This is a genomic window from Cupriavidus sp. H39, from assembly GCF_050271075.1.
Taxonomy (GTDB): Bacteria; Pseudomonadota; Gammaproteobacteria; order Burkholderiales; family Burkholderiaceae; genus Cupriavidus; species Cupriavidus necator_B.
This window is the reverse complement of record NZ_CP189848.1, coordinates 711,207-733,472: the sequence shown is the minus strand read 5'-3', so window position 1 is coordinate 733,472 and position 22,266 is coordinate 711,207. Positions and strand designations below refer to the sequence as shown.

The 22,266-nt window shown below is 69.2% G+C and carries 20 protein-coding genes; 15 read left to right on the top strand and 5 right to left on the bottom strand.

What is annotated here, in order from left to right; translation table 11 throughout:
• Window positions 1–26: 26 nt before the first annotated feature.
• Entirely contained in the window at window positions 27–605 is a 579-nt protein-coding gene (locus ACOCMH_RS18860) for a YqaA family protein (protein ID WP_427312502.1), read from the bottom strand.
• A gap of 333 nt (window positions 606–938) precedes the next feature.
• Between ACOCMH_RS18860 and ACOCMH_RS18855 the strand changes: the two genes are divergently transcribed.
• From ACOCMH_RS18855 to ACOCMH_RS18820, 8 genes are all read left to right on the top strand, one after another.
• Entirely contained in the window at window positions 939–1,436 is a 498-nt protein-coding gene (locus tag ACOCMH_RS18855) for a (2Fe-2S)-binding protein (RefSeq protein WP_427312501.1), read from the top strand.
• Between the two features lie 12 nt (window positions 1,437–1,448).
• Window positions 1,449–3,830, top strand: a complete 2,382-nt coding sequence (locus ACOCMH_RS18850; RefSeq protein ID WP_427312500.1) for a xanthine dehydrogenase family protein molybdopterin-binding subunit — start codon at window positions 1,449–1,451, stop codon at window positions 3,828–3,830.
• A 27-nt stretch (window positions 3,831–3,857) separates the two neighbouring features.
• Window positions 3,858–4,658: an FAD binding domain-containing protein gene (locus ACOCMH_RS18845; RefSeq protein WP_427312499.1), complete on the top strand. Its 801-nt coding sequence runs from the start codon at window positions 3,858–3,860 to the stop codon at window positions 4,656–4,658.
• Between the two features lie 198 nt (window positions 4,659–4,856).
• Window positions 4,857–5,753 carry an AAA family ATPase gene (locus tag ACOCMH_RS18840; protein WP_427312498.1) on the top strand — a complete coding sequence of 299 codons (897 nt, stop codon included), beginning with the start codon at window positions 4,857–4,859 and terminating at the stop codon, window positions 5,751–5,753.
• Between the two features lie 9 nt (window positions 5,754–5,762).
• Window positions 5,763–7,013, top strand: coding sequence for a vWA domain-containing protein (locus tag ACOCMH_RS18835; RefSeq protein WP_427313316.1), 1,251 nt, complete (start codon window positions 5,763–5,765; stop codon window positions 7,011–7,013).
• Window positions 7,004–7,558, top strand: coding sequence for a CoxG family protein (locus ACOCMH_RS18830; protein ID WP_427312497.1), 555 nt, complete (start codon window positions 7,004–7,006; stop codon window positions 7,556–7,558). Before ACOCMH_RS18835 ends, ACOCMH_RS18830 begins: the two co-directional genes overlap by 10 nt.
• Window positions 7,531–8,568, top strand: coding sequence for an XdhC family protein (locus ACOCMH_RS18825; RefSeq protein ID WP_427312496.1), 1,038 nt, complete (start codon window positions 7,531–7,533; stop codon window positions 8,566–8,568). The genes ACOCMH_RS18830 and ACOCMH_RS18825 overlap by 28 nt, the downstream gene beginning before the upstream one ends.
• Window positions 8,569–8,587: 19 nt before the next feature.
• Window positions 8,588–9,193 carry a nucleotidyltransferase family protein gene (locus ACOCMH_RS18820; protein ID WP_427312495.1) on the top strand — a complete coding sequence of 202 codons (606 nt, stop codon included), beginning with the start codon at window positions 8,588–8,590 and terminating at the stop codon, window positions 9,191–9,193.
• A gap of 221 nt (window positions 9,194–9,414) precedes the next feature.
• On the opposite strand, the gene ACOCMH_RS18815 is transcribed toward ACOCMH_RS18820, so the two are convergent.
• From ACOCMH_RS18815 to otsB, 4 genes are all read right to left on the bottom strand, one after another.
• A complete protein-coding gene (locus ACOCMH_RS18815) occupies window positions 9,415–9,768 on the bottom strand; it encodes a 4a-hydroxytetrahydrobiopterin dehydratase (RefSeq protein ID WP_427312494.1) in 354 nt (117 codons plus the stop codon).
• Between the two features lie 31 nt (window positions 9,769–9,799).
• Window positions 9,800–11,191: an alpha,alpha-trehalose-phosphate synthase (UDP-forming) gene (gene otsA / locus ACOCMH_RS18810; RefSeq protein ID WP_018008747.1), complete on the bottom strand. Its 1,392-nt coding sequence runs from the start codon at window positions 11,189–11,191 to the stop codon at window positions 9,800–9,802.
• A gap of 87 nt (window positions 11,192–11,278) precedes the next feature.
• Window positions 11,279–13,144 carry a glycoside hydrolase family 15 protein gene (locus ACOCMH_RS18805; RefSeq protein ID WP_427312493.1) on the bottom strand — a complete coding sequence of 622 codons (1,866 nt, stop codon included), beginning with the start codon at window positions 13,142–13,144 and terminating at the stop codon, window positions 11,279–11,281.
• 10 nt (window positions 13,145–13,154) lie between these two features.
• The gene (gene otsB, locus ACOCMH_RS18800; protein ID WP_427312492.1) at window positions 13,155–13,961 is read right to left on the bottom strand and encodes a trehalose-phosphatase; all 807 of its coding nucleotides are present in this window, start codon (window positions 13,959–13,961) and stop codon (window positions 13,155–13,157) included.
• A 308-nt stretch (window positions 13,962–14,269) separates the two neighbouring features.
• Here otsB and ilvA point away from each other — a divergent pair, with 308 nt between their 5' ends.
• The 7 genes from ilvA (at window position 14,270) to ACOCMH_RS18765 (ending at window position 22,264) form a co-directional block, all read left to right on the top strand.
• Window positions 14,270–15,808 carry a threonine ammonia-lyase, biosynthetic gene (gene ilvA / locus ACOCMH_RS18795; RefSeq protein WP_427312491.1) on the top strand — a complete coding sequence of 513 codons (1,539 nt, stop codon included), beginning with the start codon at window positions 14,270–14,272 and terminating at the stop codon, window positions 15,806–15,808.
• 15 nt (window positions 15,809–15,823) lie between these two features.
• Complete coding sequence (queF, locus tag ACOCMH_RS18790) at window positions 15,824–16,657, top strand: NADPH-dependent 7-cyano-7-deazaguanine reductase QueF (RefSeq protein WP_427312490.1); 834 nt, start codon at window positions 15,824–15,826, stop codon at window positions 16,655–16,657.
• Between the two features lie 268 nt (window positions 16,658–16,925).
• On the top strand, window positions 16,926–17,663 hold the full coding sequence (locus tag ACOCMH_RS18785; RefSeq protein WP_427312489.1) for a TetR/AcrR family transcriptional regulator: 738 nt from the start codon (window positions 16,926–16,928) through the stop codon (window positions 17,661–17,663).
• On the top strand, window positions 17,660–18,649 hold the full coding sequence (locus ACOCMH_RS18780; RefSeq protein WP_427312488.1) for an HlyD family secretion protein: 990 nt from the start codon (window positions 17,660–17,662) through the stop codon (window positions 18,647–18,649). Before ACOCMH_RS18785 ends, ACOCMH_RS18780 begins: the two co-directional genes overlap by 4 nt.
• Window positions 18,646–19,608 carry an ABC transporter ATP-binding protein gene (locus tag ACOCMH_RS18775; protein WP_427312487.1) on the top strand — a complete coding sequence of 321 codons (963 nt, stop codon included), beginning with the start codon at window positions 18,646–18,648 and terminating at the stop codon, window positions 19,606–19,608. The genes ACOCMH_RS18780 and ACOCMH_RS18775 overlap by 4 nt, the downstream gene beginning before the upstream one ends.
• Window positions 19,605–20,768, top strand: a complete 1,164-nt coding sequence (locus ACOCMH_RS18770; protein ID WP_427312486.1) for an ABC transporter permease — start codon at window positions 19,605–19,607, stop codon at window positions 20,766–20,768. Before ACOCMH_RS18775 ends, ACOCMH_RS18770 begins: the two co-directional genes overlap by 4 nt.
• Window positions 20,769–20,779: 11 nt before the next feature.
• Complete coding sequence (locus tag ACOCMH_RS18765) at window positions 20,780–22,264, top strand: efflux transporter outer membrane subunit (protein ID WP_427312485.1); 1,485 nt, start codon at window positions 20,780–20,782, stop codon at window positions 22,262–22,264.
• The last annotated feature ends 2 nt before the right edge of the window (window positions 22,265–22,266 follow it).

Sequence of the window (22,266 nt, the reverse complement as noted above, 5' to 3'; positions counted from 1 at the left end):
CTGCAATGGCGCCGGCGGCACGGTGATCAGAACCAGGCCTTCACCGTATGCGCAATGTTCTGCCAAAAACTATCCGGTATCCACAGCAGGCTGGCGGTCATGGCCAGATAGCGCAGGAACTTGCCGACCGCCATCCAGGCCAGGCTGGGCCAGAACGACAACCGCAGCCAGCCTGCCAATGTGCACAACGGATCACCAACGCCGGGCAGCCACGACAGCAGCAGCGTGGGCGGACCGAGCCGCCGCATCCAGCGGAAGTAGCGCGCGTCCAGCTTGGGCTTGGGCGGCTTGCGTGCGTGGGCGCGGTGCTGCAGGTGCTCGGCCTCGTGCTCGCGCGCGCGGCGCCGCTTGTGGTAGCGCACCAGTGCGAGCTTGGCGGCGTAGCCCAGCCACCAGTCGATCGCGCCGCCGGCCGTGTTGCCGGCGGTGGCCACCAGGATCGCCGGCCAGAACATCTGCGGATTGAGCTTGACGTAGCCAAACACCGCGGGCTCGGAGCCCAGCGGCAGCAGGGTCGCCGATACCAGGCTGACCAGGAAGATCGCGGGCAGGCCTACCTTGGGCAAGGCAACGGTTTCAAACAGCCAGTCGAAGAAGGCTTCCATGTAAGGGGACAGGGCCGGTGGCGCGGCTCATTCTAGCCGGCCGTGCCCCGGACGGGGGGCGGGCAAACCACATGGCACCTGTGCTGGATTTGTGATTAACTGTTAGAGCCTGTCGCGGCCAATCGTTCGCCGGCCGTGCCAACGCGCCGGCCGCAGCGTGCGCCGGCGCACCCTCAGCAGTTGCAGCGGCAGCACCAATATCACGAATTAGCCGTCCTATAGCCGTTCCAAGCGGCAGTACCAAGCGGCAGTACCGCGTCGTGGCCAGTCCCGCGCAGTGGCTTTCGGGGTTCTGGAATTGGTCATGCGCGTCCACCCCACATGGAGACAAGCATGGCGATTCCGATCCGCCTGACGGTCAACGGCAAGCCCGTTGACGCGCAGGTAGAACCCAACACCCTCCTGGTCCAGTTCCTGCGCGAGCAGTTGCGCCTGACCGGCACCCACGTCGGCTGCGACACCGCCCAATGCGGGGCCTGCACGGTCCACCTGGATGGCCGGGCGGTCAAGTCGTGCAACCTGCTGGCGCTGCAGGCGGACGGCGCCACCGTGACCACCATCGAAGGGCTTGCCGGGGACAAGGCCGGTAACGGACTGCATCCGATGCAGGAGGCCTTCCGCGAATGCCACGGGCTGCAATGCGGCTTCTGCACGCCCGGCATGGTGATGAGCGCCACCGCGCTGGTGCAGGAACATCCGGGCGCCGACGCCGCCACCATCCGCGCGCACCTGGAAGGCAACCTGTGTCGCTGCACCGGCTACCACAACATCGTGCGCGCGGTGCAGCAGGGCCAGGCGGCGATGCAGGGTAGCGCGGCCAGCGCGGAATAAGGGAGACCGGTCATGAACGCACCCGAGAATCAACGCCTGGTCGGCGCGCCGGTCAAGCGCAAGGAAGACTACCGCTACCTGACCGGCAACGGCCAGTACACCGATGACATCGTGCTGCCGCAGCAGAGCTACGCGTATTTCCTGCGCTCGCCGCACGCGCACGCGCGCATCCGCGCGATCGACAAGAGCGCGGCGCTGGCCGCTCCCGGCGTGATCGCCGTGCTGACCGGCGCGGACCTTGCCGCCGACAAGGTCGGCGGCCTGCCCTGCGGCTGGCTGATCCACAGCATCGACGGCACGCCGATGAAGGAGCCGCCGCACCCGGTGATCGCCCACGACAAGGTGCGCCACGTCGGCGACCAAGTGGTGCTGGTGATCGCCGAGACCCTGCAGCAGGCGCGCGACGCCGCCGAGCAGATCGAGGTCGACTACGAAGAGCTGCCGGCGGTGGTCGGCGCCGCCGATGCCGCATCGGCGTCGACGCTGGTGCATGACGAGGTGCCGGCCAACACCTGCTACACCTGGGGCCACGGCGACAAGGCCGCCACCGAAGCCGCCTTTGCCAAAGCCGCGCACGTGACCACGCTGGAGATCGTCAACAACCGGCTGATTCCCAACGCGATCGAGCCGCGCGCCGTCAACGCCAGCTATGCGCGCCAGGACGACAGCTACACCGTCTACGTGGCCAGCCAGAACCCGCATGTCGAGCGCCTGCTGATGGGCGCGTTCGTGCTGGGCCTGCCCGAATCGCGGCTGCGCATCATCGCGCCCGACGTGGGCGGCGGCTTCGGCTCCAAAATCTTCCTGTACCCGGAAGACGTGGCGCTGACCTGGGCCTCGAAGAAGATAGGCCGGCCGGTCAAGTGGACGGCGGACCGGTCCGAGTCCTTCCTGACCGATGCGCACGGCCGCGACCACGTGACCAAGGCCGAGCTGGCGCTCGACGCCGACGGCAAGTTCCTGGCGCTGCGGGTGCATACGGTGGCCAACATGGGCGCCTACCTGTCGACCTTCGCCAGCAGCGTGCCGACCATCCTGTATGCCACCCTGCTCGCCGGCCAGTACGCGACCCCGGCGATCTACGCCGAGGTGCAGGCGGTCTTTACCAATACCGCGCCGGTCGACGCGTATCGCGGCGCGGGCCGCCCCGAGGCCACCTTCGTGGTCGAGCGCCTGGTCGAAACCGCGGCGCGCGAGATGAAGATCGATCCGGCCGAGCTGCGCCGCAAGAACTTCATCCGCCAGTTCCCGTACGCCACTCCGGTGGGCCTGACCTACGACACCGGCGACTACGAGCCCTGCCTGGCGCGCGCGCAGGAGCTGGCCGACGTCAAGGGCTTCCCCGCACGACGTGATGAAGCGAAGCAGCGCGGCAAGCTGCGCGGCCTCGGTTATTCCTGCTACATCGAAGCCTGCGGGCTGGCGCCTTCGAACATCGCCGGCGCGCTCGGTGCGCGCGCGGGCCTGTTCGAAGTGGGCGAGATCCGCGTGCACCCGACCGGCACGGTGACCGTCTTCACCGGCTCGCACAGCCACGGCCAGGGGCACGAGACCACCTTCGCGCAGGTGGTGGCCGACCGCCTCGGGCTGCAGCTCGACCAGGTCGAGGTCGTGCATGGCGACACCGGGCGCGTGCCGTTCGGCATGGGCACCTACGGCTCGCGCTCGCTGGCGGTGGGCGGCTCCGCCATCGTCAAGGCGCTCGACAAGATCGAGGCCAAGGCCAAGAAGATCGCCGCGCACCTGCTGGAGGCGTCCGACGCCGACATCGAGTTCAGCAACGGCGTGTTCCGCGTGGCCGGCACCGACCGCACCAAGACCTTTGGCGAGGTCGCGCTGAGCGCCTACGTCCCGCACAACTACCCGCTCGACAAGCTGGAGCCGGGGCTGAACGAGAACGCGTTCTACGACCCGACCAATTTCACGTATCCGGCGGGCGCCTATGTGTGCGAGGTGGAGGTCGATCCCGACACCGGCGCGTCGCAGGTGGTCAAGTTCACCGCGGTGGACGACTTCGGCAACATCATCAACCCGATGATCGTCGAGGGCCAGGTCCATGGCGGCATCGGCCAGGGGCTGGGCCAGGCCATGCTGGAGCAGTGCGTCTACGACAACGACAGCGGCCAGCTGCTGACCGGCTCGTACATGGACTACGCCATGCCGCGCGCCGGCGACCTGCCCGACTTTACCGTCGAGACCGCCAGCGGCACGCCGTGCACGCACAACCCGCTGGGCGTGAAGGGCTGCGGCGAGGCCGGCGCGATCGGCTCGCCGCCGGCGTTCATCAACGCGCTGGTCGATGCGCTGTCGCCGCTGGGCGTGCAGGATGTGCAGATGCCCGCCACGCCGCATCGCGTGTGGCAGGCGATCCGGGCCGCGCAGCCCCAGCCGTGATCCAACCGCATCGCAAAGGAAACCGACATGTACGCATTCAACTTTGAACGCGCCGCGGATGCCAAGGCGGCGGTGGCCAGGCTCAAGGCCGATCCCGACGCCAAGTTCCTCGGCGGCGGCCAGAGCCTGCTGGCGGCGATGAAGCTGCGGCTGGCCTCGCCTTCCATGCTGGTCGACGTGGTGCGCATTCCCGGCATGGCCGCAATTGGCGTCGAAGGCAATGAGGTGGTCATCGGCGCCGCCGCGCGCCATGCCGACGTGGCCGAGAACGATGAGGTACGCCAGCGCATCCCGGCGCTGGCGTCGCTGGCCGGCGGCATCGGCGACCGGCAGGTGCGCGCGATGGGCACCCTCGGCGGGGCGCTGGCCAATGACGATCCCGCCGCGGATTATCCGGCGGGTGTGCTCGGACTTGGCGCGACCGTGGTCACCGACCGGCGCAGCATCGCGGCGGATGACTTTTTCAAGGCCCTCTATGAAACCGCGCTAGAACCCGACGAGCTGATCACCGCGGTGCGCTTCCCGATCGCGGACCAGGCCGCCTATGTCAAGTTCCGCAATCCGGCCTCGCGCTTCGCGCTGGTGGGGGTGATGGTGGCCCGCACCGGCAACGCGGTGCGCGTGGCGGTCACGGGTGCCGCGGACAGCGTGTTCCGTTGCCAGCCGCTGGAGCAGGCGCTGGCGGGCAGCTTCACCGCGCAGGCGGCGCGCGGAGTGAAAGTGGACGCGGCGAGGCTGAATACCGACCTGCATGCGTCGGCGGAATACCGGGCGCATTTGATTCCGGTGCTGGCGGCGAGGGCGGTGGAGGCGGCGGCTAAAGGCTGATAACGCTTCGCCTCTCCTGTTGTGGTCTCCCCTCTCCCGCAAGGCGGGAGAGGGGCCGGGGGTGAGGGCCGGCGCCGCCACGAAGCGAGCGCCGTCGCTATTGCGAGCGCCCGCCCTCACCCCCCGCCCCTCTCTCACAAGTGGGAGAGGGGCGCAAACCGCTGGCGTGCGAGACCCGTCAGCAACATATATCGCCCCATGCTCCCCACCTCCATCGACGACACCCTCGCCCAGCTCGCACACCAGCAATACTTCGCCGACCGCGAAACCGCCACGGTGCTCTACCTCGCGCTGCGCATGCAGCGCCCGCTGTTCCTCGAGGGCGAGCCCGGCGTCGGCAAGACCGCGCTGGCGCAGGCCATGGCGGGCGTGCTGGGCACGCGGCTGCTGCGGCTGCAGTGCTATGAGGGTCTCGATGCCGCCAGCGCGCTGTACGAATGGGACTACCCGCGCCAGATCATGGCGCTGCGCCTGGCCGAGGCACGCGGCGAGCGGCCGGAAGCGCAATCGCTGTACCACGACGACTACCTGCTCAAGCGCCCGCTGCTGGAGGCGCTGCTGCCGGACCCCGCCGCGCCCCAGGTGCCGCGCGTGCTGCTGATCGACGAGATCGACCGCGCCGACGAACCGTTCGAGGCCTTTCTGCTGGAAGTCCTCTCCGAATTCCAGGTCTCGATCCCGGAGATCGGCGTGATCCGCGCCGAGCGCCCGCCGTTGATCGTGATCACCTCCAACCGCACGCGCGAAGTCCATGACGCGCTCAAGCGCCGCTGCCTGTACCAATGGGTTGGCTATCCGGAACGCGAGCGCGAACTGCAGATCGTCGCGGCGCGCGCGCCCGAGGCGGCGGCCGCGCTGCAGGTGCAGGCCATCGATTTCGTGCACCGGCTGCGCGGCATCGACCTGTTCAAGGCGCCCGGCATCGCCGAGGCCATCGACTGGTGCCGCGCGCTGGCGGCGCTGGGCACCACCGAGCTCGATCCGCAATCCGTGCGCGATACGCTGGGCGTGCTGCTCAAGTACCAGGACGACCTGGCACGTGTCGACGGCCCCACCGTGGCGGAACTGCTGGCGGGCGCCACGCCGGGAGGCTGAGCCGTGCCGATGCTGCACGCCGGCGCGCGCGGCGGCGGTCCGCAAGCGGGACTGCCGGTGCTGGCGCGCAACGTCACCCACTTCATGCGGCTGCTGCGCGACGGCGGCTTTGCGCTGTCGCCGGCGCACGCAGTCGATGCACTGACCGCGCTGCGACTGGTCGATATCGGCCAGCGCGACCAAGTACGCGCCGCGCTGGCGGCGCTGGTGCTGTCCGGCCCTGACCAGCGCCCGCTGTTCGACGCCGCCTTCGACCTGTTCTGGCGCGACCCCGACTGGGAAGGCAAGCTGCGCGCGCTGCTGCTGCCGCGCGTCGACGCGGGCGCGCCGCCGCCGCGGCGCAGCAACCGCCTTGCCGACGCATTGGCCGCGCGCCAGCCGGACCTGCCGGCGCGCCCGGCGCAAGCGCAAGCCGAGCGCATCCACGTGCCGCTGACCTTCTCCGACCAGGAACGCCTGGCCCAGCGCGACTTCGAAACCCTGACAGCGCAGGAATGGCGCGCGCTGCAGCACCTGGTGCGCACCCGCCGCGCCCATCTTGCATTGCAGCGCACGCGCCGGCTGCGCGCCGCCACTTGCGGCACCCACGCCGACCTGCGCGCGAGCGCGCGCCTGGCGGTGCGCCAGCATGGCGAATGGCTGCGCTGGAAATTCCGCAAGCATGCCGAGCGCAAGCCGCCACTGGTGCTGCTGCTCGACATCTCGGGCTCGATGAGCCAGTACTCGCGCGCGGTGCTGTACTTCTGCCACGCGCTGATGCAGTCGCGCGAGCGGCTGACGGTGTTCCTGTTCGGCACGCGGCTGACCAACATCACCCGCTCGCTGCGCGAACGCGACCCGGACGAGGCCGTGGCCGTCGTCACCGGCCAGGTGCGCGACTGGGCCGGCGGCACCCGCATCGGCGCGGCCCTGGCGAGCTTCAACCGCCACTGGGCGCGGCGCACGCTGTCCGGGCGCGCCACCGTGCTGCTGGTCACGGACGGCCTGGACCACGAGCAGATCGACCTGCTGGGCGAAGAGATGGCGCGGCTGCGCCGCTTTGCGCACCGCATCGTCTGGCTCAATCCGCTGCTGCGCTACCCCGGCTTCGCGCCCCAGGCGCGTGGCGTGCACGCCATCCTGCCGCACGTCGACGCGCTGCGCCCGGCCCATAACCTGGACAGCCTGCTGGCGCTCGAGACGCTGCTGTCCGACCACGGCGGCCCGGTCCGGGCCGCTGCCCCCGCCACGCCCCACAAGGAAGCCCCGCCATGGAAATGAACCAGAGCCAGCGCCTGCCGGTCCCGCAGCAGGTGGCATGGGAAGCGCTCAACGACACCGAGCTGCTCAAGCAATGCATCCCGGGATGTGAGAGTATCGAGCCCGACGGCGACCACGGCTACCTGCTGGCCATGACGGCCGCGGTGGGTCCGGTCAAGGCGCGCTTCAAGGGCCGCATGGCGCTGGAAGACGTCCAGGCGCCCGACAGCTACACCATCCGTTTCGACGGCCAGGGCGGCGCCGCGGGCTTCGGCAAGGGCAGCGCCCGGGTCCGGCTGGAACCAGACGGCGATGAAACTGTCCTGACCTATACCGTCAACGCCCAGGTGGGGGGCAAGATCGCCCAGATCGGCTCGCGGCTGGTGGACGCCGCGGCACGCAAGATGGCTGACACCTTCTTTGCGCGCTTCACCGAGGCCGTCACCCCTGACGCCACAGACAGCACGCCAGCGGCCGGGGGCGCCCCCGCCGCCGCTGGCGACAACGAACCGACAGAAGAAGCGAAGCGGAAACGATCATGGACAGCGTGGATCTCGAAGTCCTGAAGAACAGCGTGCAGTGGCAGCAGCAAGGCCATCGCGTGCTGCTGGTGACGGTGGTGCGGACCTGGGGCTCGTCGCCCCGTCCCGAGGGTGCGATGCTGGCCGTGCGCGACGACGGGCTGGTAGTGGGCTCGGTCTCGGGCGGCTGCATCGAGGACGACATCATCGACCGCGTGCGCCGGCAAGGCATCACGTCGGAGCGCCCCGAAGCGATCAAGTACGGCATCAGCGCCGAGGAAGCCCACCGCTTCGGGCTGCCGTGCGGCGGCACCATCGAACTGGTCGCCGAGCCGCTCAAGCGGGCCAGCGGCATCGCCGAACTGCTCGACGCCGTGGAACACGGCCGCCTGGTGGCGCGCACGCTGGACATAGCCACGGGCGTGGCCACGCTGGGTCCGGCCAATGCCACAGACGGGCTGGCCTTCGACGGCAAGACCCTGCTGACCATCCATGGCCCGCGCTACCGCATGCTGGTGATCGGCGCCGGGCAGCTGTCCAAGTACCTGTGCCAGATCGCGGTGGGCCTGGGCTTCCAGGTCACCGTCTGCGACCCGCGCGAGGAATACACCGAGACCTGGGACATCCCCGGCGTGACCATGGTGCGGACCATGCCGGACGACACCGTCACCGACATGAAGCTGGACGAGCGCTGCGCCGTGATCGCGCTGACGCACGACCCCAAGCTCGACGACCTGGCGCTGATGGAGGCGCTGCGTACCCGGGCGTTCTATGTAGGCGCGCTGGGTTCGCGCCGCAACAACCAGGCGCGCCGCGAACGGCTCAAGGAGTTCGACCTGACCGAGTTGCAGCTGGCGCGCCTGCATGGTCCCGTGGGCATCTATATCGGCAGTCGCACCCCGCCCGAGATCGCGATCTCGATCCTGGCCGAGGTGATCGCGGCCAAGAACCATGTCTCGCTGCCCGACATCCTGCAGGTGGAAGGCGCCAAGGCCGCGCGCGAAATGGCTGCCAGCACCGGCAGCAGCTGCGACGTGGCGCCCGATCCTGCCTGACGACCCCGCGAGTGCCGCCATGACCGCCGCCCCCAACGCTCCCCTGCTCCGCACCGACCTGCCCACCGGCATCCTGCTGGCAGCGGGCTTCGGCCGCCGCTTCGACGCCGCCGGCAAGCGCAACAAGCTGCTCGAGGCCCTGCCCGGCGGGCGCACCGTGGCCTGGCGCAGCGCCCGCACGCTGGCCGCGGCCTTGCCGGAATCGATCGCCGTGATCCGCCCGGGCAACCCGGCATTGGCCGAAGAGCTGCGCCGCGGCGGCTGCCGCGTACTGGAAGCGCCCGAGGCCGAAGCCGGCATGGGCGCGGCGTTGCGCGCCGCGGTAGCGGCCACGCCGGAAGCACGCGGCTGGGTGGTGGCGCTGGCGGACATGCCGTGGCTGCCGATGGAACTGATCCGCGCGGTGGCGCTGACGATCACCTCGCCCGAGACCATCGCCGCGCCATGGCGCAACGGCCAACGGGGTCATCCGGTGGGCTTTGGCGCGGCCTGGCGTGAAGCCCTGCTGGCACTGGACGGCGATGAGGGCGCGCGCGCGCTGCTAAAGGACAAGCCGGTGACGCGGATCCTGACCGAGGACGAGGGGGCGTTCCGGGATATCGATACGCCGGCGGATTTGGGCTGAGGCGCGCGAAAACGACCGTTGCGCTTCGTTGTTCCACTGGCGTGCTCCCCTCTCCCGCTTGCGGGAGAGGGGCCGGGGGTGAGGGTGGGCAGTGGCATACCGACGGCATTGACTTCGTTGTCGCGCCCGCCCTCACCCTAGCCCTCTCCCGCGCGCGGGAGAGGGGACCGGCCTGCGGTAGTTCTAACGGGAACGCTGCGAGCCAAGCCGCCTCTGCCAATTCAGCCGCCGCCGCCCTGCCCCTCGGCCAATTCGCTAGTCTTCACCGCCATGATGAAATCATTCCGGTGCAGCCCCTTGATCTTCTTGGTGCGCCACGACACCGTGGCATGCCCCCAGCCAAAGGTGATCTCGGGATGATGCCCCTGCGCCTCGGCCACCTCGCCAACGCCGGTCACGAACGCCAGCGCCTGCGCGAAATTGCCGAAGGTGAAACGCCGTTCGAGCCGCGTGGCGCCGTCAGCCAGTTCCCAACCGGGGGCCTGCTGCAATAGCGCCTCGGCCTCGTCGGGAGTCAGCGGCGGCACCCCGCCGCGGCAGGGCGTGCACGATTGCGCCGCCAGGTCTTCGCTCATGGTCTTGCTCCCCGACCGGAACGCGTCGAACCTACGCGCCCTCGGTCTCAGTCAATGCGCGCAGGTACTCACGGCTCCACCAGTGCACATCCTGCGCGCGGATGCGCTCCAGCAGTTTCTGGTGCCGCTGCTGGCGCTCGGCCAGCGGCATGTGCAATGCCTGCTGGATCGCCTGCGCGGTGGCGCGCGTGTCGTAGGGATTGACCAGCAGCGCCTCGCGCAACTGCTCGGCCGCGCCGGCAAAGCGCGACAGCACCAGCACGCCGGGATCCTCGGGATCCTGGGCCGCGATGAACTCCTTGGCCACCAGGTTCATGCCATCGCGCAGCGGCGTCACCAGCGCCACGCGGCTGGCGCGGCACAGCCCGGGCAGCCGCTTGCGCGCGGTGGTGCGGTGGATATAGCGCACCGGCATCCAGTCCAGTTCACCGAACTCGCCATTGATCGAGCCGCTCAGCTGCTCCATCTCGCGGCGTAGGTCGACATAGGCATCGACCGATTCGCGCGAAGGCGCGGCGATCTGCACCAGCGTCGCACTCGAGCGGTTCTCGGGGTATTCGGCCAGCAGCCGGTAGAACGCCTTGAGCCGCTGCGGCAGGCCCTTGGAATAGTCGAGCCGGTCGATGCCCAGCAGCAGCCGGCGCCGCGCGTACTGCGCGCACATCATCTCGTAGGTTTCCTGCGCCTCTTCGCCGCGGCCCAGCTCCATGAACTCGTCGACATCGATGCCGATCGGGAACGCCTGCGCCCGCACCGTGCGGTGGAAGGCGCGGTAGCGGTGCTCGCCCATCGGCTCGGCCTGCGCTTCGGCTTGCACGTAGCGCGAGAAATGCTCCACGTCGGCATGGCTCTGGAAGCCCAGCAGGTCGTAGGCAAAGAGCGCGCGCATCAGCCACTCGTGCTGGGGAATCGCGGCCAGGATCAGCGGCGGCGGCAGCGGCACGTGCAGGAAGAAGCCGATCTTCTGCCCGCAGCCGATCGCGCGCAGCTCAGAGGCCAGCGGGATCAGGTGGTAATCGTGGATCCAGATGATATCGTCGGGCTGCAACAGCGGCGCCAGCTTGCGCGCGAACAGCTGGTTCACGCGCCGGTAGCCGTTGAGGAAGTTCGAATCGAAATCGGCCAGGTCCAGCCGGTAGTGGAACACCGGCCACAGCACGCCGTTGCTGTAGCCCAGGTAGTAGGCGTCGTGGTCCTCGCGGCTCAGGTCGACGGTGGCCAGCGTGACATTGCCGGCCTGCTGCAGGTGCAGGTCGCCCTCACCGGGGGTGCCGCCCTGGGCGGTTTCCAGTGCCTTGCCGCTCCAGCCGAACCACAGGCCGCCGGTCTGCCGCAGGGCTTCGGACAGCGCGACCGCAAGGCCGCCCGCCGCCACGTTGCGGGGATCTGCGACCCGGTTGGATACCGCTACAAGTCTAGGCATAGATTTTCTTCTTCAGTTCCTTGTTCCTGATGCTGCTGCTTGCCGGGGCTGGCTGCCGGCGTGGTCTGCGAGGTCCTGCGTGCCGGATCAGATCACCGTGTCCCACGGCGCCGACAGCCGCATGGCGCCATTGATCAGGCCGACCATCGAATAGGTCTGCGGGAAATTGCCCCACATTTCGCCCGTCACCGGATGGGTATCCTCGGACAGCAGCCCGAGCGGATTCCGCGCGGCCAGCATGGCCTCGAAGATTTCGCGCGCCTCTTCCCGGCGGCCGATGCGCGCGAGTGCATCAATGCGCCAGAAGGTGCAGATATTGAACGCGGTCTCGGGCTTTCCGAAATCGTCCGGCGCCTCGTAGCGGCGCATATAGGGGCCGTCGCACAGCGAGGTCTCGAGCGCCTTGACGGTGGCGACAAAGCGCGGGTCGCGCGGGTCGATGAAGTTGACCTCGGCCATCAGCAGCACGCTGGCGTCCAGTTCGCGCCCGCCGAAGCTCTCGGCAAAGGCCTGGCGCGATTCGCTCCACGATTCGGCCAGGATGCGTTCCTTCATGCGCTGGGCGTGGCCGTGCCAGTACGCGGCGCGCTCGGGCAGCACCAGCTTCTCGGCAATCTTGGCCAGCCGGTCGCAGGCGGCCCAGCTCATTAATGCCGAGGACGTATGCACGCGCGCCCGCGTGCGCAGCTCCCACATGCCCGCGTCGGGCGTGCCGAACACCCGCACCGCCTGCTCGCCCACCGTTTCCAGGCGGCCGAACTCGGCCTGGCCGCCACGATGCAGCAGCCGGTGGTCATGAAAGGCCTGCGCCGCGCCCAGCACCACGTTGCCATAGACGTCATGCTGGAAGTGCTCCTGCGCCTGGTTGCCCACCCGCACCGGTCCCATGCCGCGGTAGCCGGGCAGGTGGTCGAGCATGCTTTCGGGCAGCTCGCGCTCCAGGCCGATGCCGTACAGCGGCTGGATATGGCCGTCCTGCGACTGCATCACCACGTTGGACAGCCAGCGCAGGTAGTCCTCCATGGTGCCGACCTCTGACAGGCTGTTGAGCGCGCGCACCACAAAGAAGGCATCGCGCAGCCAGCAAAAGCGGTAGTCCCAGTTGCGGCCGCTGCCCGGCGCCTCGGGGATGCTGGTGGTCATGGCCGCGACGATGGCGCCGGTTTCTTCGAACAGCGACATCTTCAGCGTGATCGCGGCGCGGATCACCGCGTCCTGCCATTCGCGCGGCACCGCCAGGCGGCGGCTCCACAGGCGCCAGTAGGCGGTGGTTTCCTGCTCGAAGTCGCGCGCGGTTTCCTCCACGCCGTGCGTCAGGGTCTCGTCCGGACCCAGGATGAAGTTGTGCCCGCGCGTGACCAGGAACGGCGTGTGCGACAGCACGTAGGCCATTGGCGCATCGGTGGTCATGCGCAGGGTCATGTCGTCGCCGATATAGCGCACGTGGCTGCTGCCACGCGTCATCTGCGGCGCCTTGCGGCCCCATTCGAAGCGCGGTGCCACCACCACGCGCACGCGCGGCGCGCCGCGCACCGGGCGGATGCGGCGGATCAGCGTGGTCGGGCGGAAATAGCGCCCCAGCCGGAAAAAGCGCGGGGCGAAGTCGGTGATCTCCAGGCAGTTGCCGTGGATGTCCGTCAGCCGCGTGCGCAGCACCGCGGTATTGGGCTCATACCACTGCCGCGACGAATGAAAGTCCTCGATCTCGATCGAGAAATGGCCGGCGTTCTCGCTCGGGTCCAGCAAGGCATTGAACACCGGGTCGCCGTCGAAGCGCGGCAGGCACGACCAGACGATGCGTCCGCGGCAGTCGACCAGCGCCGAGATGGCGCAGTTGCCGATCATGCCAAGCGACAGCGACGGGTTGGCGAAGCGCGTGCCGCCGTCCACGGTACGGTTGACGCCTTCGGTCGGCGGCTTGCCCAGGTCTCCAGGGCTGCTCGGATTGGTCACGGGTTCTCCCTCACGATGTCGTTGAGCGCCGGCCCGGGCCTGGCCCGGCCTCGTGGGGCACGGCGCGCGGTGCGCTGGCGCTTGCGGATGACGCCAGCGCATGCGCCGAGCGGTGCAGCCAGCTGCGCAGCGCTGCCGGACCGGGCACGCTCACCGCGGCGACGGTCTCGCGCTGGCCCACCAGCACGCCCAGCCCGCCCAGCTTGCGCACCGCGGCGAAGCCAGGTTCGTCGGTCAGGTCGTCGCCGGCAAAGAGCGGCACGCGCTCGGCAAACGGGGCGGCCTTCATGAAGGCCGCGATGGCATCGCCCTTGTCGACGCCGGCCGGCTTGATCTCGACCACCATCTTGCCCGGCAGCGCTTCCAGGCCGACGGCATGGCGCAATACGTCAGTGACCGCGGCATCGACAATGCCGGCCAGCTCGGGCGCCTGCCGGTAGTGGATCGCGACCGCGACCGACTTGCGCTCCAGCCGCAGCGCCGGATAAGCGTGCACCAGCGCTTCCAGGTGGGGAATCAGGGGCTCGAGTCCGGGGGCCGGGGTCTTGGTCACCATGCCGCCGTCGGTGCGGAATTCGGCGCCGTGGATGCCGGCCGCGGGCAGTTGCAGCGGCTGCAGGAAGTGGTCGAGTTCGATGATCGGCCGCCCGGAGATGACGGCCAGCGCGCCGTCCAGCCGCTGGTACAGCGTGCGCAGCGTGCCGACCAGTTCGGGTTCGACCTGCACCAGTTCGGGCCGCGGGGCCAGGTCGGCCAGCGTGCCGTCGAAGTCGAGAAACAGGGCGGTATTGGGTTCGATTAGCGGTAGCTGTGGCATCGCGTTACACCGTAACACGTCGTTTTGACCGGCGTCCACCGGGCGCCGTCCTACATGGCGCAAGCGCAACCCGGGGCCGATGCGAGTTTGAAGCCGGCCCGGCCGCCCTGCGAGCATCACGGCGCCAAGTGGATACCGATCCACTCAGCCCGCACGGCTGCCGGGCGGCGGGCGCCGTCGCCAGGGGGCGGCCGCGCCTCCCGGGCCGGGTGCGCCAGGCCGGCATCCTTTATCATTGACGGTTTCCGCCAGAATTTCCCGGCTTTTTTGCGCGCCAGCTGCGCGCCCGCCGGGCCAGCCCCGAGACCATGACCCGCCAGTCCGCCGCCCGACCCGATTACCTGAAGAAGATCCTGACCGCCAAGGTCTATGACGTGGCGCAGGAGACCGAGCTGACCTATGCGCACCAGCTGTCGGCGCGCACCGGCAATTCGGTCTGGTTCAAGCGCGAGGACACGCAGCCGGTGTTCTCGTTCAAGTTGCGCGGCGCGTACAACAAGATGGCGTCGCTGTCGCCGGAGGAACTCAAGCGCGGCGTGATCGCCGCGTCGGCCGGCAACCACGCGCAGGGCGTGGCCCTGGCGGCGGCGCGGCTGCAGTCCAAGGCCATCATCGCCATGCCGGTGACCACGCCGCAGGTGAAGATCGACGCCGTGCGCGAGCGCGGCGGCCAGTGGGTCGAGATCGTGCTGCACGGCGAGTCCTACAGCGACGCGTACAACCACGCCGCGGTGCTGGAGAAAAAGCACAAGCTGACCTTTATCCACCCGTTCGACGACCCCGAGGTGATCGCCGGCCAGGGCACCATCGCCATGGAGATCCTGCGCCAGCACCCGGGCCCGATCCACGCCGTGTTCGTCGCCATCGGCGGGGGCGGGCTGATCTCCGGCATTGCCGCGTACATCAAGGCGGTGCGTCCCGAGATCAAGGTGATCGGCGTGCAGACGGTCGATTCTGACGCGATGAAGCGCTCGGTCGACGCCGGCAAGCGCATCGAGCTGAAGGAAGTGGGGCTGTTCTCGGACGGCACCGCGGTCAAGCTGGTTGGCAAGGAGACCTTCCGCATCACGCGCGAACTGGTCGACGACATCATCCTGTGCGATACCGACGCGATCTGCGCGGGCGTGAAGGACGTGTTCCAGGACACCCGCAGCATCCTCGAGCCGGCCGGCGCGCTGGCCGTGGCCGGCCTGAAGGCGTACGCCGAGCGCGAGAAGCTCAAGGGCCAGCACCTGGTGGCGATCGCCTGCGGCGCCAACATGAATTTCGACCGCCTGCGCTTTGTCGCCGAGCGCGCCGAGGTGGGCGAGGCGCGCGAGGGCGTGTTCGCCGTGACCATCCCGGAAGAGCGCGGCAGCTTCAGGCGCTTCTGCGAACTGGTGGGCACGCGCAGCGTGACCGAGTTCAACTACCGCATCGCCGACACCAGCATGGCGCATATCTTCGTCGGCGTGCAGATCGCCAGCCGCGCCGAGAACGACAAGATCGCCGCCAGCTTCCGCAAGCACGGCTTCGACACGCTGGACCTGTCCAACGACGAACTCGCCAAGCAGCATATCCGCTACATGGTGGGCGGGCGCTCGGCGCTGGCGCATGACGAACTGCTGTACCGCTTCGAATTCCCGGAGCGCCCGGGCGCGTTGATGCGGTTCCTGTCGAGCATGAGCCCGAACTGGAACATCAGCCTGTTCCACTACCGCAACCAGGGCGCGGACACCTCCAACATCCTGGTCGGCATCCAGGTGCCGAAAAACGAGAAGCGCGCCTTCCGCGCCTTCCTTTCGACGCTGGGTTACGTACACTGGGACGAGACCGACAACCCGGTGTACAAGCTGTTCCTGTCCTGATCCGCCGAGCGCCCCATGAGCCTTCCCGAACACTCGCCGCTGGGCAAGCCCTCGGCCTACAAGACCGAGTACGACGCCACGCTGCTGTTCCCCATCCCGCGCCAGCCCAAGCGCACCGAGATCGGCCTGCCCGAGGGCAAGCCGGTGCCGTTCTTCGGCGTCGACATCTGGAACGCGTACGAGCTGTCGTGGCTGAACCTGAAGGGCAAGCCGCAGGTGGCGCTGGCCACCTTCATCATCCCGTCGGACACGCCCAACATCATCGAGTCCAAGTCGTTCAAGCTCTACCTGAACTCGTTCAACCAGACCCGGATTGCTTCGCCGGAAGCGCTGCAGCAGCTGCTGCACCACGACCTGTCCGAAGCCACCGGCGGCACCGTGCAGGTGCGGCTGGTGACGGAAGCCGAGCTGGGTACGCAGAAGATGGGCGAGCTCGACGGCCTGCTGCTCGACCGCCTCGATATCGAGGTGGACCGCTACGAGCCCGCGCCGGAATTGCTGTTCGCCGACCAGGAAGAAACGCCGGTGGAAGAAACGCTGGTATCGCACCTGCTCAAGTCGAATTGTCTGGTCACCGGCCAGCCGGACTGGGGCAGCGTGCAGATCCGCTACGTCGGCGCCCCGATCAACCAGGAAGGGCTGCTCAAGTACCTGATCTCGTTCCGCAACCACAACGAATTCCACGAGCAGTGCGTCGAGCGGATCTTCATGGACGTGATGCGCCAGTGCAAGCCGGTCAAGCTGGCGGTGTACGCGCGCTACACGCGCCGCGGCGGGCTCGATATCAATCCGTTCCGCACCAACTTCAATACGGCGTGGCCGGATAACAAGCGGAATGCGCGGCAGTAGTCTTTAACTGAAACTTGTCTGCTGCCCTCTCCTGCACGCGGGAGAGGGGCCGCGTGCCTGGCGATAAGCGCCATCAGGTCGCGACGCATCGGCCCACCTATCCTCTCCCGCAGCGGGAGCGGCAACGTTGCTTGCCGGCCTCCCTGATATCCCCGAAAGCACAATCCCTGGGCGTCCATGACGCGCGCCCTAGTTGTAACCGGCCTTGAATTAATTAACGAAAAAATTAATATGAATTGAACATACCTGCCGCGCCAAGCCAGCCGCCATGCCTCGCAAACCCGCCACCGCCAAGGCACCCCGCCGCAGCCCGGGCCGGCCGGCGGCGGGCCAGCCGGGCCAGCGCGAACGCATTCTCGACGCGGCTACCGACCTGTTCTCGCGGCAAGGCGTGGCGGGCACCCCGGTCAAGGCCATCGCGACGCTGGCCGGCGTCACCCCGGCACTGGTGCATTACTACTTCGGCAATCGCGAGCTGCTGCTCGATGCCGTGATCGAAGAAAAGGTGCAGCCGCTGGTGGCCCGCTTCTTTGCCGGCAGCCAGGCCGACGACGAGCCGCTGGCGATGCTGGTCGGGATCGCGACCCGGCTGATCCGCGCTGTCGCGGAAGCCCCCTGGTTTCCCGGCCTGTGGATCCGCGAAGTGGCCAGCGACGACGGCGCGCTGCGCGAGCGCGTGCTCAGGCGCTTTGCGCTCGAGCGCGCCGGTGCGCTGATGGCGCCGCTGGCGGCGGCCATCGGCCGCGGGCAGCTCAACCCCGGACTGGAGCCCGCGCTGGTGGTGCCGTCGCTGATCGGGCTGACGCTGCTGCCGCTTGCCACCACGCATATCTGGCGGCGGCTGCCCGGCGCCGAGGCGGTCGATACGGAGGCGCTGGTGCGCCATGTCACCGCGCTGCTGACCCACGGGCTGGCCGCCCCACCGGCACCGGCAAGCGCGAAGCCGCCCGGCGGCGCCGCCAGCAGGAAAGCCCGCACGGCCAGGCATTCCCCGGAGTCCGCATGAACCACGCTGCTTCCCACCCTTCTTCGCGACCGCGCACGGCGCTGCGCGGCACTGCCCTGCTCGCCGCCGTGCTGCTTGTCGCCGCATGCGGCAACGCGCGCACCGATACCTGGCAGGGCTATGTCGAAGGCGAATTCGTCAGCGTGGCCTCGCCCTTCGCCGGGCGCCTCGACACGCTCTCGGTGCAGCGCGGCCAGCAGGTCGGTCAGGGCACCGCGCTGTTCGCGCTCGAAGCCGACGACGAGCGCGCCGCGCGCCAGCAGGCCGCAGACCAGTTGCGCGCCGCCGAAGCCACGCTGCAGGACCTGAAGACCGGCAAGCGCCCGGTTGAAGTCGAGGTCAGCCGTGCCCAGCTTGCGCAGGCACTGGCGCAGGCGCAGCGCAGCGCCGCGGCCCTGCGGCGCGACCAGCGCCAGTACGAGATCGGCGGCATCGCCCAGGCCCAGCTAGACGAGTCGCGCGCGCAGGCCAGCAGCGACGCCGCGCGCGTGCGCGAGCTGCAGCGCGATATCGATGTCGCGCGCCTGCCCGGCCGCGATGCGCAGCAGGCGGCCCAGGCCGCGCAGGTGGCGGCCGCGCGCGCGGCACTGGCGCAGGCGGAGTGGAAGCTGTCGCGCAAGACCGTGTCCGCCACCCAGGCCGGGCTGGTCTACGACGTGCCCTACCGCCTGGGCGAATGGGTGCCGGCCGGCAGCCCGGTGGTGCGCATGCTGCCGCCCGGCAACGTCAAGGTCCGCTTCTATGTGCCGGAAACCGTGGTGGGGGCGCTGCGCAACGGCCAGCCGGTCCAGGTTCGCTGCGACGGCTGCGCCGCGCCCGTGGCCGCCACCATCAGCTATGTCGCCAACGAGGCGGAATACACGCCGCCGGTGATCTACAGCAACGAGACCCGGCGCAAGCTGGTGTTCCTGGTCGAAGCGCGCCCGTCAGCCGCCGATGCCCCCAAACTGCGGCCCGGCCAGCCGGTGGAAGTGGTGCGGCCATGAAGCCGGCAGCCAACGGCAGCGGCCTCGCCATCGACGTGCGCGGCCTGAACAAGCGCTTCGGCGACAAGCATGTGGTGAACGACCTCAGCATGCAGGTCGCGCGCGGCGAGATCTTCGGCTTCCTCGGCCCCAACGGCAGCGGCAAGACCACCTCGATCCGCATGATGTGCGGGCTGCTGACGCCGGATTCGGGCGAAGGCACCTGCCTGGGCTACGACATCCTGACCGAGTCCGACCAGATCAAGCGCCGCGTCGGCTATATGACGCAGAAGTTCTCGTACTGGGACGACCTGTCGATCCGCGAGAACCTGGACTTCGTCGCGCGCGTGTACGGCATGCCGAACCGGCGCGAGGCCGTCGACCGCGCGCTCGAAGGCCTGGGCCTGGCGACGCGCTCGGCGCAGCTGGCCGGCGCGCTGTCGGGCGGCTGGAAGCAGCGCCTGGCGCTGGCGGCGTGCCTGCTGCACGAGCCCGAGCTGCTGCTGCTCGACGAACCCACCGCCGGCGTCGACCCCAAGGCGCGGCGCGACTTCTGGGAGCAACTGCACCAGCTGGCCGCGCGCGGCATCTCGGTACTGGTCAGCACGCACTACATGGACGAGGCCGAGCGCTGCCACAAGCTCGCCTATATCGCCTATGGCAGGCTGCTGGCGCAGGGCACCGCCGCGGAAGTGGTAGCCAGCCAGCAGCTGTCCACCTGGAGCGTGGAAGGCGACGATCTTGCCGCGCTGTCCGAGCAACTGCAAGGCGCGCCGGGTGTGGAACAGACCGTGGCCTTCGGCACCGCGCTGCATGTGACCGGGCGCGATGCGCAGGCACTGGCCGCTACGCTCGCGCGGCTGGCCGGCCCGGGACGGCGCATCGAACAGACCCAGACCAGCCTGGAAGACGTGTTCATCCACATGATGAGCGGGGCCGAGGACAATATGGCGGCCCGCAAAGGCAAGGAGGCGTCATGACCGCCGCCGCCCGCAAGCCGGCCGCGCCACCGCACTTCTCGCTGCAACGGTGGTGGAGCATCGTGCTCAAGGAGTTCCTGCAGTTGCGGCGCGATCGCGTGACCTTCGGCATGATCGTCGGCCTGCCCATCATGCAGCTGCTGCTGTTCGGCTTTGCCATCAACACCGACCCGCGCCACCTGCCCACCGCGGTGATCGCAGCCGACCAGAGCGAATTCACGCGCTCCTTTATCGCCAGCATGGAACAGTCGACCTATTTCAAGCTGGTCGGCACGCTGCCCGACGAGCGCGCCGGGCGCGAGGCGCTGATGAAGGGCGAGGTGCAGTTCGTGCTGACCATCCCGCCCGACTTCACGCGCCGGCTGCTGCGCGGCGAGCGGCCCGCGCTGCTGGTCGAGGCCGACGCCACCGACCCGGGCGCCACCGGCCAGGCCATCGCCGCGCTGGCGCAGCTGCCCTACCGCGTGGCCGCGCAAGACCTGAAGGGCGCGCTGGCGCCGCTGGCCGGCGGCAAGGCCCCGTTCGAGGTGCAGGTGCAGCGGCTCTACAACCCCGAGGGCATCACGCAGTACAACATCATTCCCGGGCTGATGGGCGTGATCCTGTCGATGACCATGGTGATGATGACCGGCCTGGCGATGACGCGCGAGCGCGAGCGCGGCACCATGGAGAACCTGCTGGCCACGCCGGTACGGCCGATCGAGGTGATGACCGGCAAGATCGTGCCGTACATCTTCATCGGCCTGATCCAGTCGACCATCGTGCTGCTGGCCGCGCGCTGGATCTTCAGCGTGCCCTTTGTCGGCTCGGTGCTGGCGGTGTACCTGGCGGCACTGCTGTTCATCGCAGCCAATCTCACGGTGGGCATCACGCTGTCGTCGCTAGCGCAGAACCAGTTGCAGGCGATGCAGCTGACCTTCTTCTACTTCCTGCCCAACATCCTGCTGTCAGGCTTCATGTTCCCGTTTGCCGGCATGCCGGGCTGGGCGCAGGCGATCGGCAACATCCTGCCGATGACCTACTTCCACCGCATGGTGCGCGGCATCCTGCTCAAGGGCAACGGCTGGGTCGAGCTCTGGCCCAATGTGTGGCCGATGGCGCTGTTTATCGTGGTGGTGATGGCGATCGCGGTGCGCTTCTACCGGCGTACGCTCGATTGATGGAGCTGGCCATGCAACGATTCACGCCCCTGTTCGCCGCCGCGCTGCTGTGCGGCTGCGCGGTCGGTCCCGATTTCCGCGCGCCTGCGCCGGTGGACGATGCCGGCTACGTGCCCGGTCCGCAGCCGGTGGCCACCGTTGCGGCAGACAGTGCCGACGCGCCAGGGCAATCCCACGCGCAAACACTGGTCGCCGGCGCCGATGTCCCCGCGCAGTGGTGGGGGCTGTTCCGCAACCCGGAGCTTGACGCCACCATTCGCATTGCGCTCGATGCTAGCCCCACGCTGGCGCAGGCGCGCGCGCGGCTGCATGAGGCGCAGGAAAACCTGGCCGCGCGCACCGGCGCCACGCGCTGGCCCGCGGTCGACGCGAAGCTGAACACCACGCGCCAGCAAGTCGATTTCCAGTCGCTGGGCATCACCGCCATCCCCAGCCCCGGCCCGTTCACGCTCTACGGCGCCACGGTTCAGGTGTCTTACGTGCTCGACCTGTTCGGCGGCCAGCGGCGCGAGCTGGAGGGCCTGCAGGCCGTAGTGGACTACCAGCGCTATGAACTCGAAGCCGCGCGCCTCGCGCTGGCGGCCAACGTTGCCACCGCGGCCATCCGCGAAGCCGGCCTGCGCGCTCAGCTGGCCGACACCGCCGTGATGGTGGCGGCGCAGCAGCGCCAGCTCGGCATCACCGAGGCACGCCTGCGCGCGGGCGGCGTCGCGCGCGTCGAGGTGCAGCGCCGGCGCGCCGAACTGGCGCAAACCCAGGCGCTGGTGCCGGCACTGCAGCGCCAGCTCGATGCCACCCGGCACCAGCTTGCGGTCTACACGGGCCAGAGCCCGGCCTCGGCCGCGCTGCCGGAATTCCATCTCGAAGCCTTGCACCTGCCCGACACGCTGCCGGTCAGCCTGCCCGCCACGCTGGCGCGCCGCCGGCCGGATATCCGCGCGGCCGAGGCACTGCTGCACCAGGCCTCGGCCAATATTGGCGTGGCCACCGCCAACCTCTATCCGCAGATCACGCTGAGCGCGAGCGGCGGCACGCAGGCCACCGCGGCGCGCGACCTGTTCAGCAGCCTCAACGTCTGGAGCCTGGCCGCGGGGCTGGTGCAGCCCGTGTTCCGCGGCGGCGAACTGCAGGCACGCAAGCGCGCGGCGGAAGCTGCGTATGAGCAGTCGCTGGCCGCGTATCGACAAGCCGTGCTGCAGGGCCTGCAGAATGTCGCTGACTCACTGCGCGCGCTCGAGGCCGACGCCGCCGCGCTGCGCGAGCGCGCCGACAGCGCACGGCAGGCGCGCGCTACGCTGGCGGTGGTGTCGGAGCAGTACCGGCTCGGCGGCGTCAGCCAGCTGGCGCTGCTGGATGCCGAGCGGCAGTCACGCCAGGCCGCGCTGGAACTGGCGCAGGCGCGCGCCGACCGGCTGGCGGATTCGGCGGCGCTGCTGCAGGCGCTGGGGGGTGGGTGGTGGACAGAAGAAGCCGGGGCGACGGCGGCGCCGCGGTAGCG